The organism is Pseudomonas sp. B21-054 (genome assembly GCF_026016345.1).
Lineage (GTDB): Bacteria > Pseudomonadota > Gammaproteobacteria > Pseudomonadales > Pseudomonadaceae > Aquipseudomonas.
On the sequence record NZ_CP087204.1, the window covers coordinates 5,928,021 to 5,941,735 of the forward strand.

At 62.1% G+C, this 13,715-nt stretch carries 13 protein-coding genes; 5 read left to right on the forward strand and 8 right to left on the reverse strand.

Annotated features, from left to right (window positions below; all coding sequences use genetic code 11):
* Window position 1: 1 nt before the first annotated feature.
* The 3 genes from LOY70_RS25760 to LOY70_RS25770 form a co-directional block, all read right to left on the reverse strand.
* A complete protein-coding gene (locus LOY70_RS25760; protein ID WP_265030660.1) occupies window positions 2–679 on the reverse strand; it encodes a TetR/AcrR family transcriptional regulator in 678 nt (225 codons plus the stop codon).
* 103 nt (window positions 680–782) lie between these two features.
* A complete protein-coding gene (gene quiC / locus LOY70_RS25765; protein WP_265030662.1) occupies window positions 783–2,684 on the reverse strand; it encodes a 3-dehydroshikimate dehydratase QuiC in 1,902 nt (633 codons plus the stop codon).
* A gap of 111 nt (window positions 2,685–2,795) precedes the next feature.
* Entirely contained in the window at window positions 2,796–2,951 is a 156-nt protein-coding gene (locus LOY70_RS25770) for a hypothetical protein (RefSeq protein ID WP_185067169.1), read from the reverse strand.
* 3 nt (window positions 2,952–2,954) lie between these two features.
* On the opposite strand from LOY70_RS25770, the gene LOY70_RS25775 reads away from it, so the two are divergent.
* Entirely contained in the window at window positions 2,955–4,292 is a 1,338-nt protein-coding gene (locus LOY70_RS25775) for an MFS transporter (protein WP_265030665.1), read from the forward strand.
* 191 nt (window positions 4,293–4,483) lie between these two features.
* Here the strand turns inward: LOY70_RS25775 and LOY70_RS25780 are convergent, their stop codons facing one another.
* A complete protein-coding gene (locus tag LOY70_RS25780; protein ID WP_025215602.1) occupies window positions 4,484–5,362 on the reverse strand; it encodes a DMT family transporter in 879 nt (292 codons plus the stop codon).
* A 251-nt stretch (window positions 5,363–5,613) separates the two neighbouring features.
* Here LOY70_RS25780 and LOY70_RS25785 point away from each other — a divergent pair, with 251 nt between their 5' ends.
* Window positions 5,614–6,498 carry a neutral zinc metallopeptidase gene (locus LOY70_RS25785; RefSeq protein ID WP_265030668.1) on the forward strand — a complete coding sequence of 295 codons (885 nt, stop codon included), beginning with the start codon at window positions 5,614–5,616 and terminating at the stop codon, window positions 6,496–6,498.
* Complete coding sequence (locus tag LOY70_RS25790; protein WP_265030670.1) at window positions 6,499–7,446, forward strand: alpha/beta hydrolase; 948 nt, start codon at window positions 6,499–6,501, stop codon at window positions 7,444–7,446.
* 142 nt (window positions 7,447–7,588) lie between these two features.
* Here LOY70_RS25790 and LOY70_RS25795 read toward each other — a convergent pair whose 3' ends face one another.
* From LOY70_RS25795 to LOY70_RS25805, 3 genes are all read right to left on the reverse strand, one after another.
* Window positions 7,589–8,182 (reverse strand): HAD family hydrolase, encoded by a 594-nt coding sequence (locus LOY70_RS25795; RefSeq protein ID WP_265030672.1) that lies wholly within the window; start codon window positions 8,180–8,182, stop codon window positions 7,589–7,591.
* Window positions 8,179–9,048, reverse strand: coding sequence for an acyl-CoA thioesterase II (gene tesB, locus LOY70_RS25800; RefSeq protein ID WP_024780306.1), 870 nt, complete (start codon window positions 9,046–9,048; stop codon window positions 8,179–8,181). The genes LOY70_RS25795 and tesB overlap by 4 nt, the downstream gene beginning before the upstream one ends.
* 104 nt (window positions 9,049–9,152) lie before the next feature.
* Window positions 9,153–9,722: a GNAT family N-acetyltransferase gene (locus LOY70_RS25805; RefSeq protein WP_265030675.1), complete on the reverse strand. Its 570-nt coding sequence runs from the start codon at window positions 9,720–9,722 to the stop codon at window positions 9,153–9,155.
* A 73-nt stretch (window positions 9,723–9,795) separates the two neighbouring features.
* Here LOY70_RS25805 and LOY70_RS25810 point away from each other — a divergent pair, with 73 nt between their 5' ends.
* A complete protein-coding gene (locus LOY70_RS25810; RefSeq protein WP_265030676.1) occupies window positions 9,796–10,716 on the forward strand; it encodes a histone deacetylase in 921 nt (306 codons plus the stop codon).
* A gap of 281 nt (window positions 10,717–10,997) precedes the next feature.
* On the forward strand, window positions 10,998–12,239 hold the full coding sequence (locus LOY70_RS25815) for a TIGR03862 family flavoprotein (protein WP_265030678.1): 1,242 nt from the start codon (window positions 10,998–11,000) through the stop codon (window positions 12,237–12,239).
* 124 nt (window positions 12,240–12,363) lie between these two features.
* Here the strand turns inward: LOY70_RS25815 and LOY70_RS25820 are convergent, their stop codons facing one another.
* On the reverse strand, window positions 12,364–13,701 hold the full coding sequence (locus LOY70_RS25820; protein ID WP_265030680.1) for a DEAD/DEAH box helicase: 1,338 nt from the start codon (window positions 13,699–13,701) through the stop codon (window positions 12,364–12,366).
* Between the last annotated feature and the right edge of the window lie 14 nt (window positions 13,702–13,715).

The following is a 13,715-nucleotide window of genomic DNA, read 5'->3' on the forward strand; positions in this document are numbered from 1 at the left end:
GTCAGGGCTGCAGGTAGCGCAGCACTGACTCACAGACCATCTCCCGATGCCGCTGCTTGATCGCTTCGTCCGACAAATCGATCTGAAAGATCTCACCGAACGTGTTGCGGTTGGACACCCGGTAAAAACAGAACGAATTGATCAGCAGATGTACATCCAGCGGTTCGAGGCCGGCGCGGAACACACCCTCTTCGGCGCCTCGACGCAGGATCACGCCCAGGGAATCGAGGATGGTGTTGGTCATCGCCTTGATCGCGCCGGACTGTTTCACGTACTCGGCGTTGTGGATGTTCTCGATGCAGACGATGCGCACGAAATCCACATTGCGGTCGTGGTGGTCGAAGGTGAACTCCACCAGGCGCCGGATCGCATCGACCGGGGCCAGCTCCGCCAGGTGCAGGCGGCTCTCGGTATTACGGATATCACCGTAGAGTTTCTCCAGCACCTCGACGTACAACTGCTCCTTGCTGCCGAAGTAGTAATAAATCATGCGCTTGGAGGTGTGGATGCGCTCGGCGATGGCGTCGACCCGGGCGCCGGACAGGCCCTGTTGGACGAACTCGACGATGGCTTCCTGAAGAATGTTCTCCCGGGTTTTCTCCGGGTTGTTCTTGCGACTCTTGCGCGGCGCGGCGACAGGTTCGTCGAGGGCTGCGGAAAGCTCTGGATTCATAGTCATTGCGGGGCTCACGGCCATCACTGCACAGGTGGGCGATTATGGGCCGCACCGTGCAGTGAAGGAAGCCACGGCGTTGCCCTTGACCGCGGCGTTTACGATTTCCCTACAACTTGGCGTGGCGCAAGCCACCGCTGCGGGACTTGGCCATCGCCGCCAGCCGCACCGCGACATTGGCCGCGCCGTAACCGGCGTAACCGTTCTTGCGCTGAATGATCTCAAAGAAAAACCGCCCCTCGAAGGGCTCGGTGTAGACGTGAAACAACTCGCCGCCCTGGGCATCACGGTCGTACAACACGTTGAAATACGCCAGCTCGCTGAGAAACTCGTCATCGAAATCGAACCGCGCCGCCAAGTCATCGTAATAGTTGAGCGGAATGTCCAGCAACGGCACACCCGCCTCTTTGGCATGGCTGACCTGGGCGAAGATGTCATCGCAATCGAAAGCGATGTGATGCACCCCTGAACCGCGATAACTCGACAATGCATGTGAGATCGCGGTGTTGCGGTTCTCGGAAATGTTCAGCGGCAGCCGGATCGAACTGCAGCGGCTGCGCAGGGCCCGGCTTTTGACCAGGCCATAGGGGTCGGGCAACACCACTTCGTCGTCGGCTTCGAAATCCAGCAGGCTCTTGTAGAACAGCACCCAACTGTCGAGGCTGTCGGCTGGCAGCGCCATCGCCATATGGTCGATGCGCTTGAGCCCGGCGCCGATGACAGCACCCGGTTGCAAGTTGAAATCGGTGCCATAGACGTCGGCCTCCTGGTCCACCAGGTAGATCAGGCTGCCATCGGGGGCGCGCACCGCCGCCAGCTCCAACTCATTGGGCCCCACCAGGCCGCGATAGGGCTGGCCCTTGTAGGCCACGGCCCGCTCCAGGGCGCTGGCGCTGTCTTTGACCCGCACCGCGGTGGCGCACAACGACGGCCCATGGGCTTCGAAAAAGCTGTGGGCAAAGGAATACGGTTCGCAGTTGAGGACCAGGTTGATATCGCCCTGACGGAGCAGGCTCACGTTCTTGGAGCGATGCTGGCCGGCCTTGACGAATCCCAGCCGTTCCAGCCAATGGGACAGCTTGGCGCCGAGGTTATCGTCCACGGCGAACTCGAGGAATTCGATGCCGTTGTATTCACTGGCCGGTGGCGTGGCGAAGAGGATATCGGCATTGCCGACGGGCGTGGCTTCTTCGGCCAGACGCTGGCGGGTCTTCTCCTCCAAGTACAGCAGCGAGCGCAGGCCGTCGGCGGCATTGGCCCGTGGTGGCGCGGCGCGAAAGCCGTCGTTGAAGATTTCCAGCGACAGCGGCCCGTTGTAGCCGCTCTTGATGATCGGCGCCAAAAAACCCGGCAAGTCGAATTCGCCCTGCCCCGGGAAGCAACGGAAATGCCGGCTCCATTCCAGGACGTCCATCGCCAGGATCGGCGCGTCAGCCATTTGCACGAAAAAAATCTTGTCGCCCGGGATCGCGGCAATCGCACTCGGATCGCCCTTGAGGGACAAGGTGTGGAAGCTGTCGAGCAATACCCCGAGGCTTGGGTGATCGGCCTGGCGCACGATGTTCCAGACCTGTTGATAAGTATTCACGTGCCGGCCCCAGGCCAACGCCTCGTAGCCGATGCGCAAGCCGCGCGCCCCGGCCCGTTCGGCCAGCAGGCGCAGGTCATCGATCAGGATCTGTTCGTCGCCGACGCTGTCGGCCGAGGCGTTGCTGCACACCAGCACCAGGTCAGTGCCCAACTCCTGCATCAGGTCGAACTTGCGCTCGGCCCGCTCCAGATTGCGCGCCAGGCGATCACGGCGGCAACCTTCGAAGTCACGAAACGGCTGGAACAACGTGATGGCAATGCCCAGGTCGGCGCACATCTGCCTGATTTCCCGGGGGCTGCCATCGTAATAGAGAAGGTCGTTCTCAAAGATCTCCACCCCATCGAAACCGGCGGCGGCAATGGCCTCGAGTTTTTCCGGCAGGGTACCGCTCAAGGAAACGGTGGCAATGGAACGCTGCATGACGTCGGCTCCCGGGACAGGCATCGGCTACAAAAGGTGCGCCGCTTTTGAAAGAGTGAGCCGATTATTGAGCTGCCGGTTTCTTTGAGCAATTTAATATGTACCACCTGGTTAGTTTTTTGGGCGATTATCGAACAAAATGCCAAATGCTGAATTGACGATTTTTTGCTCACTGCGCACCATCGCTCCCACATTGACGCCGGCCCCAGCCGCCGGAATCAATGGAAAGACCCAGACCAACCATAAGAATTTCAAAAACGGGTACACGCTATGATTCCTTCCCAAAGTTCCCCCATGGCCCCAGCGGCGGGTGCCGCGTCCGGCGGCATCGGCGACAAGATCCGCGGCGCCATGGCCGTGGGCAAGACCCGTTGGGGCATGCTCGCCCTGGTGTTTTTCGCCACCACCCTGAACTACATCGACCGCGCCGCCCTCGGCGTGATGCAGCCGATCCTGGCCAAGGAAATGAGCTGGACGGCGATGGATTACGCCAACATCAACTTCTGGTTCCAGGTTGGCTATGCCATCGGTTTTGTGCTGCAAGGCCGGCTGATCGACCGGGTCGGCGTCAAGCGCGTGTTCTTCTGTGCCGTGCTGCTCTGGAGCTTGGCGACCGGTGCCCATGGCCTGGCCACGTCGGCGCTGGGGTTCATGGTCTGCCGCTTCATCCTCGGCCTGACCGAAGCCGCCAACTACCCGGCCTGCGTGAAGACCACGCGGCTGTGGTTCCCGGCGGGCGAACGGGCCGTGGCCACGGGCATTTTCAACGCCGGGACCAACGTCGGCGCGATGTTCACCCCGATGCTCTTGCCGTTGATCCTGCACGTGTGGGGCTGGCAGGCGGCATTCCTGTGCATGGCCGCCCTCGGCGGGATCTGGCTGCTGTTCTGGGGCCTGAAGTACTTCAACCCGGAAGACCATCCCAGCGTCAAACAGTCGGAACTGGATTACATCCAAGCCCAGGACGAACCCGATCAGATCCGCGTACCCTTCTCACGCATCCTGCGCATGCGCGGCACCTGGGCATTCGCCCTGGCCTACTCGATCACCGCACCGGTGTTCTGGTTCTATCTCTATTGGTTGCCGCCATTCCTGAACCAGCAATACAACCTGGGCATCAACGTGACCCAGATGGGTATCCCGCTGATCATCATCTACCTCACCGCCGACTTCGGCAGCGTGGGCGGCGGGATCCTGTCTTCGTTCCTGATTGGCCGCGGCCTCAATCCGATCAAGGCGCGACTGGTGTCCATGCTACTGTTCGCCTGCTGCATCATCGGCGTGATCATGGCCGCCGGCGCAAGCAACCTGTGGATGGCGGTGTTCGCCATTTCCCTGGCCATCGGCGCGCACCAGGCCTGGACCGCCAACATCTGGAGCCTGGTGATGGACTACACGCCTAAACACATGATGAGCACGGTGTTCGGTTTCGGCGGCATGTGCGCGGCCATCGGCGGGATGTTCATGACCCAGTTGGTGGGCCACATCCTCACGATCACCAACAACAACTACACCGTGCTGTTCACCCTGATTCCGGCGATATACTTCATTGCCCTGACCTGGCTGTACTTCATGGCACCGCGCAAGGTGCCGACCCTGGAAAACTGATTAGTCATTGAGGCAGGAACCCAACTTGTGGCGAGGGGATTTATCCCCGTTGGGCTGCGCAGCAGCCCTGAGAATCGAGAGTGCGGTGTATCTGGCTCACCGCATTCTTATGGTTTTGGGGCTGCTGCGCAGCCCAGCGGGGATAAATCCCCTCGCCACACAGCGATCATTCCCGGTCCAAACAGATCCGGTTACTTGCGCCGCTGTTGCCACGCCGCCGCCAACCCACTCAAGCAGATCAGGGCGATGCCCACCACGGTGGTCAGCGTCGGCGTATGGCTGAAAAACAACCAGCCCAGCAGCCCGGCAAACACGATCTGGCAGTACCCGAACGGCGCGAGCAGCGCCGGGGCGGCAAAGCGGAAGGCCTGGGTCAGCATCAGGTGCGCCGTCATCCCACAGGCGCCCAGCGCCAGCATCATCACCCCGTGCACCAGGCTCGGCACTTGCCAGAAGAACGGCACCAGGGCGCTCATCACCAAGGTGTTGCACAGGCCGGCGAAGAAATTGCTGGTGGTCGGGCTGTCGATCTCGCTGAGCTTGCGGGTGAGCAGTTGGTAGAAGCAGAAAAACAGCGCCGAACAGAATGGCAGCAACACCGCCGGAGTGAACAGATCGCCACCGGGATGGACGATGATCAACACCCCGATAAAACCGAAGATCACCGCGATCCATTGACCGCGCGTCACGTGTTCGCCCAGCAACGGCACCGACAACGCGGTCACCAGCACGGGCGCGAGGAAGTTGACCGCCGTCGCCTCCGCCAATGGAATGAACATCAACGCGGTGGTGAAAAACAGACTGGTGCCCAGCAGGCACAACGCCCGGGCCAACTGCCACAACGGGCGCTTGGTACGCAGGACCCGCAGCCCCGAACGCGGCAGGAAGATACCCGCCATCAACAAGGTGTGCACCACGTAGCGTGCCCAGACCACCATGATGATCGGATAAAAACCCGACAGATATTTGGACAACGCGTCATGACTGGAGAACAGGAACGTTGCGACCAGAATAAGCACGATGCCCTTGAAAGCCTGATTGACGCCTGAGAGCGGTGTGCTGACGGTCATGAGGAAAACCTGCGTTGCTTGATGTAGGGGCCGTGACGCACCTTGCAGTTGTTGGGCCAGCGAGCATAGCGATAAGTTCTGAATCCGAAGTGTAATGAAAATTGCGCAGCCAGGCAGGGTTGGCTCTGCGCTGAACCAAACCCCGTGTCCGTTGCCTGACAGCTCAAGCGCGGCGCGCACCTTGGGCGCCTAAAAGCTAGACTCACCGCCACAGCAGTCATTTTTAGCAGGTCATCCAGAGGACTTCCCACATGTTATGGAAAAAAGGTCGCCGCAGTGACAACGTGGTAGACGCCCGCGGTGACGGTGGGGGCGGCGGTGGGATGCGCTTCGGCGGCGGCAAGGGCTTGAGCCTGACGGCCATCGTCCTGATCGTCGGCATTGGCTGGATCACTGGCCAGGATCCGATGCAGATCCTCGGGCAACTGGCCGGGCAGATGGACCCGTCCGCGCCTGCCACTTCACAAACCCGCCAGGCGCCACCGGCCAACGATGAACAGGCCGAGTTCGTGCGCTCGATCCTCGGCGATACCGAAGACACCTGGGGCCAGGTTTTCCAGCAGGCCGGTCGCCAGTACCAGCAACCCAAACTGGTGTTGTTCAGCGGTCGAGTCAACTCGGCCTGCGGCCTGGCCTCCTCGGCAACCGGCCCGTTCTATTGCCCGGCGGACCGCCAGGTCTACCTGGACATGAGCTTCTTCAAGGAAATGTCCCAGCGCTTCTCGGCCGCCGGAGACTTCGCCCAGGCCTACGTCATCGCCCATGAAGTCGGGCACCATGTGCAGACCCTGCTGGGTGTGTCGGCGAAAATCCAGGAGGCTCGCCAGCAAGGCCGGCAGATGGAAGGTGACGGTGGCTTGCTGGTCCGCCAGGAATTACAGGCCGATTGCCTGGCCGGGGTCTGGGCCAACCACGCGCAGAAACGCCTGAACTGGCTGGAGCCGGGGGACATCGAGGAAGCCTTGAACGCCGCCAATGCCATCGGTGACGACCGCTTGCAGCAACAAGGCCAAGGGCGTGTGGTGCCGGACTCCTTTACCCACGGCACCTCGGCGCAACGGGTGCGTTGGTTCAAGACCGGCTTCGCCCAAGGCCAGGTCAGCCAATGCGACACCTTCGCGGCGAAATCCCTGTAGATGAAGTGGGGAGCGTTGATTGGGCTGCTGCTGTGCTGCGCCCTTGCCCAGGCAGACGAACACGGCGTGAAGGTGGTTGCACAGGGGCGACTGCAGTTCAAGGGCGGCGCCATGGCTGTCGAGGTCAGCCCGCCCCCTGCGTCCATCCAGCGCGTACTGATCATCCTCCATGGTCGGCTGCGCAATGCCGACACCTACCTGCACAGCGCCGAAAAAGCCGCCGAGCAGGCGGGTCAATTGGCCACGACCCTGATCATCGCCCCGCAATTTCTCAACGAACTGGACGTGGCCCGGCATCAATTGCCCAACGACCTTCTGCGCTGGCACGGTAACGACTGGATGGCCGGTGGTTTATCCACAGGGCCGAATCCGGTCAGCTCCTTCCAGGTACTCGACGACATCGTTGCGCGAGTCAGTGACCAACAGCAGTTCCCCGAAGTGAAGGAGATCGTCATCGCGGGTCATTCCGGCGGTGGCCAAGTGGTGCAGCGCTACGCCCTGCTCGCCCACGGCCAATACCGGATCAGCCCGCGGTTTGTCATCGCCAACCCGTCGTCCTATGCCTATTTCGATGCCCAGCGGCCCATGGCCTTCGACCCTGCCGGTTGCCCCGGCTTCGATCAGTGGAAGTACGGCCTGCAGAACCTCCCCGCCTATGCCGCCGGGCAAACGCCCGCTCAGCTGGAAGCAAACTACGTCCAGCGCGACATCGTCTATCTACTGGGGCAACAGGACATCGACCCGGAGCATCCGGCGCTGGACAAAGGTTGCGAAGCACAGACCCAGGGGGCGTATCGGTTACTGCGCGGGCATTTTTTTTTCGACTACCTGACGCGGCGTCATCCCGTGGGGTTGAACCAGCGGCTGATCGAGGTGCCGGGGGTTGGGCATAACGGCGATAAAATGCTGACTTCGCCTGAGGGGCTGAAGGTGTTGTTTAGGCAGTAAGTTTTGTGTCGACTGGACGGGCCTCATCGCGAGCAAGCTCGCTCCCACAGGGGGTTCTATCGGCTACAAAATCTGTGTTCAGCACAAATCCACTGTGGGAGCGAGCTCGCTCGCGATAGCGGCCCGCCAGCCGCTATCCATCTCAAGCCAAAAGCATCCGCCGCAACTCGACACAATCGCGCGCATGCCAATCCGTCAGCTCCGGCCACGGGTTATCCGGCAAGTTCACCAACACCGTCCGCGCCCCCGCCGCCCGGCCACAGTCCAGGTCGAAGCGGTAGTCCCCCACCATCACCATCGTCTCAGGCGCCACGTTCCACGCCTCGGCCAGCTTCAACAGACCACCGGGATGCGGCTTGGGCGGTGCTTCGTCACGGCCCAGTACATCCTCCACGGCAAAACAGTCCGCCAGGCCTATGGCCTCCAGGGTCACGTGGGCCAGTTCGCGGGCGTTGCGGGTCAGGATCCCCAGGCGATAGCCGCGCCCGGCCAGCTCTCGCACCAACTCGACCGCGCCAGGCGCGGGCTGGGAACCCAGCGCCAGGTCCCGCTCGTGCTCCAGCAGCCAGGCATGTTTGGCGGCGGCCTCATCAGCCGGCAACCCCGCCAGGTGGGTGAGGATGTCGTCTTCGGCCGGAATCGCCAGGGCCACGCGGATCGCCGCGAAATCATGCACGGCGATGGTCAGCGTGCCATCCATGTCGAATACCCAGTGCCGTACTTCGGACAGGCTCATGCCCAGTCCTTGCGGTGGCGGATGAGTCCTTCCTGGGTAACCGAGGCCACCAGTTGCCCGGCGCGGTTGAACACGCTGCCACGGGAGAAGCCACGGGAATTGCCGGCCCACGGGCTGTCCATGGCGTAGAGCAACCAGTCATCGGCGCGCAGGTCGGCATGGAACCACAAGGCGTGATCGAGGCTGGCGACCTGCATGTCTTTCTGCCACACCGATTTGCCGTGGGGCAACATCGAGGTGGTCAACAGGCCGAAGTCCGACGCGTAGGCCAGCAGATACTTGTGCAAGGCCGGCGAGTCCGCCAGGGCACCATCGGCACGGAACCACACGTATTTCACCGGGTCGGCCGGTTGCGGGTTGTAAGGGTCTTTTTCGGTGACCGGGCGCACCTCGATCGGCTTGGGGCACAGCAGTTTTTCCCGCATGTGCTCGGGTAGCAGGTGCGCCCGCTGCTGGGTCAGTTCCAGCTCGGACGGCAGGTTTTCCGGGCCGACGACTTGCGGCATGGTGCTCTGGTGCTCAAAGCCCTGTTCGTCGTACTGGAACGACGCACTGCAGGTGAAAATCGGGTTGCCCTTCTGGATCGCCGTCACCCGGCGGGTGCTGAAACTGCCCCCGTCACGCACCCGGTCCACCTGGTAGACCACCGGCAACGCCGCATCACCCGGACGCAGGAAATAACCGTGCATCGAATGCACATGGCGCGCCTCTTCCACGGTCTGGCTGGCCGCCGACAGTGACTGGCCCAACACCTGGCCGCCGAACAACTGGCGGAACCCCAGGTCCTGGCTGCGACCGCGAAACAGGTTCTCTTCGATCGGTTCCAGGGTCAGCAGGTCGACCAGATCTTCCAACACGTGGCTCATTCAGACTTTCCTCACACAGCGCAACACCACGCAGCCTGAGCTGCGGTGGTGGATCGATTGTTGGCCCGGGCCATTGTCGCGGGCATTGTAAACGTCCGTGTCGGCTAACCGTGCAGGGTCTGTAGCCACTGCTCACGATTGATGCGATAGAGCACATGGTGACGCAATGGGTGATCGACTGCGAGTGTTGGGTGTTCGAAGTCATCAGCCGGGTCATGCTGCATGCCGATGGCTTGCATGACTTTTTGCGACGGCAGGTTATCGACGGCGGTGAACGCCACTACTTCGTCCAGCAACAATTGGTCGAAAGCACAACGCAGGGCAGTCCACGCCGCTTCGCTGGCATACCCCAGCCCCCAGTGCTCCCGGGCCAGGCGCCAGCCGATCTCGATGGCCGGCGTGAAAGGCGCATCGAACCCGACCACGCCCAGCCCGGTAAAGCCAATAAAGGCCCCGGTGTCCTTGCGTTCCAAGGCCCACAAGCCAAAACCATGCTCGGCGAAATGCCCACGCACGCGGCCGATCAAGGCGGCGCTTTCCAGACGGCTCAAGCGCGCCGGGAAATAACGCATCACCTGCGGATCTGCGCACATGGCGGCAAATTCCGGCAAGTCATCATCGCGCCACTGCCGCAACAGCAGCCGTGCGCTTTCCAGTTCCAGTATCGGCTCCATTTTCATTCCTCTTCCATGCCCCTGAGTCTACATCGCTGGTAGGATCCGTCACTCAATCACCGCTGAAAACACCATGCCGCTGCCGCTGATCTATCACGAAGACTACAGCCCCGAATTCCCGCCGGACCATCGCTTCCCCATGGACAAGTTTCGCCTGTTGCGCGATCACCTGGTGGACAGTGGCCTGACCCGCGACGACGACCTGCTGCGCCCATCGCTGTGTCCCCCGGATATCCTCGCCCTGGCCCACGACCGCGCTTATATCGAACGCTACATGGGCGGCGAGTTGTCCCGTGAAGACCAACGGCGACTCGGCCTACCCTGGAGCGAAGCCCTGGCCCGCCGAACGGTACGCGCCGTGGGCGGCTCGCTACTGGCGGCCGAACAGGCCCTCGAACACGGACTGGCCTGTCATTTGGCCGGCGGCACCCATCACGCCCATTACGACCACCCGGCCGGGTTTTGCATTTTCAATGACCTGGCGGTAATCAGCCGGTATTTCCTGGCCAGCGGCCGAGTCTCGCGGGTGCTTATTTTCGACTGCGATGTGCACCAGGGCGACGGCACCGCCCGAATACTCCATGACACTCCGGACGCCGTGACAGTTTCCTTGCACTGCGAAAAGAATTTTCCGGCACGCAAGGCCCAAAGCGACTGGGACATTCCCCTGCCGATGGGCATGGAGGATGGCGCTTATCTGCAGGTGGTGGACGACGCGCTCAACTATCTGCTGCCGCTCTACCAGCCCGACCTGGTGCTGTACGACGCGGGTGTCGATGTGCACAAGGACGACGCCCTCGGTTATCTGAAGCTGACCGATGAAGGCCTTGCCGCCCGGGACGAAAGCGTCATGCGCCATTGCCTGGGGCGCGACATCCCGGTGGTCGGCGTGATCGGCGGCGGCTACAGCAAGGACCGCCAGACCCTGGCCCGCCGTCACGGGATCCTGCACCACAGCGCACAAAAGGTCTGGGCGTCATCAGGTTGTCATTGAAAGCTGGGCGCGTTACCCACAATGCCTGTGGAGCGGCCTGTGGATAACCTGAGTGAAATGGCCTACAGGCTATGTCGCTTATAGCGTGCGAATGCTTGGCTATTTTTTGATCACAACTCTAAAGAACACCGCATACAAGTGTGGGAGCGGGCTTGCTCGCGAAAGCGGTGTATCAGCTACATGGATATCCGACTGTCACACCGCCTTCGCGAGCAAGCCCGCTCCCACAGGGGTCTGTGCTGATAGAATGCGCGGCTTATTCCCCAGCCTCACCAATTGCCATGACCCAAGCCACCCAATCCTACACACCAAACATCGCCATCATCGGCGGCGGCCCCGCCGGCCTGATGGCGGCCGAGGTGTTGAGCCAGGCCGGGATCCAGGTCGACCTGTACGACGGCATGCCATCTGTAGGCAGGAAGTTTCTGCTGGCCGGTGTCGGTGGCATGAACATCACCCACTCGGAAGCTTACCCGGCCTTCCTGTCCCGCTACGCCGAACGCGCGCCGAACCTCGCTCCGCTGCTGCGAGCCTTCGGGGCCGATGAGTTATGCACATGGATCCACGGGCTGGGCATCGACACTTTTGTCGGCAGCTCCGGACGGGTGTTTCCTACCGACATGAAAGCCGCCCCGCTGCTGCGCGCCTGGCTCAAACGCCTGCGCGATGCGGGCGTGACGATTCACACCCGCCATCGCTGGCTTGGCTGGAATCCCGACGGCAGCCTGAGGATCGCGGCGCCGGATGGGGAGAAAACCCTGCGACCCGACGCGACGCTGCTGGCGTTGGGCGGCGGCAGCTGGTCACGGCTGGGCTCCGATGGCGCCTGGATGTTGCCGCTGGAACAGCGCGGTGTCGCCCTTGCGCCCTTGCAGCCGAGCAATTGCGGATTCGAAGTGCGGGCCTGGAGCGACTTGATGGTCAGCAAATTCGCCGGCACCCCGCTGAAAAACATCGCCATCGGTTTGAACGACGATGTCCCGCGCCTCGGCGAATGCGTGATCACCGCCACCGGCATCGAAGGCAGCCTGATCTATGCCCTGTCGGCACCGATTCGCGAAGCGATCAACCGACATGGCAGCGCGACCATTCATCTGGACCTGCTGCCGGGCCGGCCTGTGGATAAAATCCAGCAAGCCCTGAGCAAGCCTCGCGGTTCACGCTCGATGGCCAAGCACTTGCACAGCCAGCTAGGGATCGACGGGGTCAAGGCCGCGCTGTTGCGCGAACTCACGCCGGCCGATGGCTTTGCTGACCCGGCACGCCTGGCCCAGGCAATCAAGGCCCTGCCATTGCCCCTGGTGAAGCCCCGTCCGCTGGATGAAGCCATCAGCAGTGCCGGTGGCGTGACATTCGAAGCCCTGGACGAACGCCTGATGCTCAAGCAGATACCCGGCGTGTTCTGCGCCGGGGAAATGCTCGACTGGGAAGCGCCGACCGGCGGCTACCTGCTGACGGCCTGTTTTGCCAGCGGCCGGGCAGCGGGGTTGGGAATGCTGGAATGGCTACAGCGCAAGGGTTGAAGACCGAGGCGCGCCTATCGCGAGCAAGCTCGCTCCCACATTAATCGCAATCCTTCTGACAGAACCCGGTCAACTGTGGGAGCGAGCTTGCTCGCGATAGCGATTTATCAGACCCAGCAGGTCATCAAGGCTTGCGCTTACGCGGCCCGGTATTGAACACCGGCACTTTTCGCACAGGCTTGACCGAAGGCTCCACCGGCGCCGCGTCGCCGCTGTCCACCCACTTGCCCAGGTTGCGCTTGCCGCCACCGCCCGAGGTTTTCGGTTTCTTCGGCTTTTTCGGCTTCTTGATGACCTGGCCGCTGGCATCGGTGTCCGGCACGCGGTGCTCAGGCTCGAAGTCTTGTTCCATCTGGCGAGGCAACGTCTGACGGGTCAGCGTCTCGATGGCTGACAGCAAATTCACTTCATCGGCGCAGACCAGGGAAATCGCCTGCCCTGTAGCGCCCGCCCGGCCGGTACGGCCGATGCGGTGGATGTAGTCCTCGGCGACGATTGGCAGGTCGAAATTCACCACCAATGGCAAATCTTCGATATCCAGCCCGCGGGCGGCGACGTCGGTGGCCACCAGAATCTGCACTTCGCTGGCCTTGAAACGGTCCAGCGCCCGCTGCCGGGTGGCCTGGGGTTTGTCACCGTGGATGCCGTCGGCGTTGATGCCCAGGCCCTGGAGTTTTTCCACCAGCGCATCGACGCCGTTGCGGGTCTTGGCGAACACCAGCACCTGCTTCCACTTGTGCTTGCGCATCAGGTGCACGAACAATTCCGGCTTACGCTTCTTGTCCACCGTCACCACCCACTGCTTGACGGTGTTGGCGGCCACGTTGCGCGGGCTCACTTCGATGCTCAGCGGATCGTTGAGCATCTGCCCGGCCAGCAGGCGGATAGCGTCGGAGAACGTTGCCGAGAACAGCAAGGTCTGGCGCTTTTTCGGCAAGGCCTTGTAGATGTTCGCCAGCTCTTCGGAGAAGCCCAGGTCGAGCATCCGGTCGGCTTCGTCCAGCACCAGGGTTTGCAACTGGTTGAACTTCAGCGCGTTCTGCCGGAACAGATCGAGCAAGCGCCCGGGTGTGGCGACCAACAGATCGACGCCTTTGCGCAGCTTCATCATCTGCGGGTTGATGCTGACGCCGCCGTACACCGCATAAGTGCTCAACGGCAGGTTTTGCGCGTACTGACGCACGCTTTCATGAACCTGCTCGGCCAGCTCACGGGTCGGCACCAGAATCAGCGCCCGCACCGAGTTGGCAGTGACCTTCGGCCCTTCGGTGGTCAACAACTGCAACAGCGGCACGGCGAAACCGGCGGTTTTGCCGGTACCGGTCTGGGCCGCCGCCATCAGGTCGCGACCGGCCAACACCGCCGGTATGGCTTGGGCCTGCACCGGGGTCGGGGTCTGGTAACCGAGCGACTCGAGGGCGCGCAGCAAGGGTTCGATCAGGCCAAGGGTGGCGAAAGTCATGGAAATACCGTAGG

What these genes read in the sequence shown, in the direction of transcription:
- LOY70_RS25815 (WP_265030678.1), top strand. Translation starts at nt 10,998, where the DNA reads ATGACCCAAGCCACCCAATCCTACACACCAAACATCGCCATCATCGGC.
- LOY70_RS25795 (WP_265030672.1), bottom strand. Translation starts at nt 8,182, where the DNA reads ATGAGCCTGTCCGAAGTACGGCACTGGGTATTCGACATGGATGGCACG.
- LOY70_RS25780 (WP_025215602.1), bottom strand. Translation starts at nt 5,362, where the DNA reads ATGACCGTCAGCACACCGCTCTCAGGCGTCAATCAGGCTTTCAAGGGC.
- quiC (WP_265030662.1), bottom strand. Translation starts at nt 2,684, where the DNA reads ATGCAGCGTTCCATTGCCACCGTTTCCTTGAGCGGTACCCTGCCGGAA.
- tesB (WP_024780306.1), bottom strand. Translation starts at nt 9,048, where the DNA reads ATGAGCCACGTGTTGGAAGATCTGGTCGACCTGCTGACCCTGGAACCG.
- LOY70_RS25810 (WP_265030676.1), top strand. Translation starts at nt 9,796, where the DNA reads ATGCCGCTGCCGCTGATCTATCACGAAGACTACAGCCCCGAATTCCCG.
- LOY70_RS25805 (WP_265030675.1), bottom strand. Translation starts at nt 9,722, where the DNA reads ATGGAGCCGATACTGGAACTGGAAAGCGCACGGCTGCTGTTGCGGCAG.
- LOY70_RS25820 (WP_265030680.1), bottom strand. Translation starts at nt 13,701, where the DNA reads ATGACTTTCGCCACCCTTGGCCTGATCGAACCCTTGCTGCGCGCCCTC.
- LOY70_RS25775 (WP_265030665.1), top strand. Translation starts at nt 2,955, where the DNA reads ATGATTCCTTCCCAAAGTTCCCCCATGGCCCCAGCGGCGGGTGCCGCG.
- LOY70_RS25785 (WP_265030668.1), top strand. Translation starts at nt 5,614, where the DNA reads ATGTTATGGAAAAAAGGTCGCCGCAGTGACAACGTGGTAGACGCCCGC.
- LOY70_RS25760 (WP_265030660.1), bottom strand. Translation starts at nt 679, where the DNA reads ATGACTATGAATCCAGAGCTTTCCGCAGCCCTCGACGAACCTGTCGCC.
- LOY70_RS25790 (WP_265030670.1), top strand. Translation starts at nt 6,499, where the DNA reads ATGAAGTGGGGAGCGTTGATTGGGCTGCTGCTGTGCTGCGCCCTTGCC.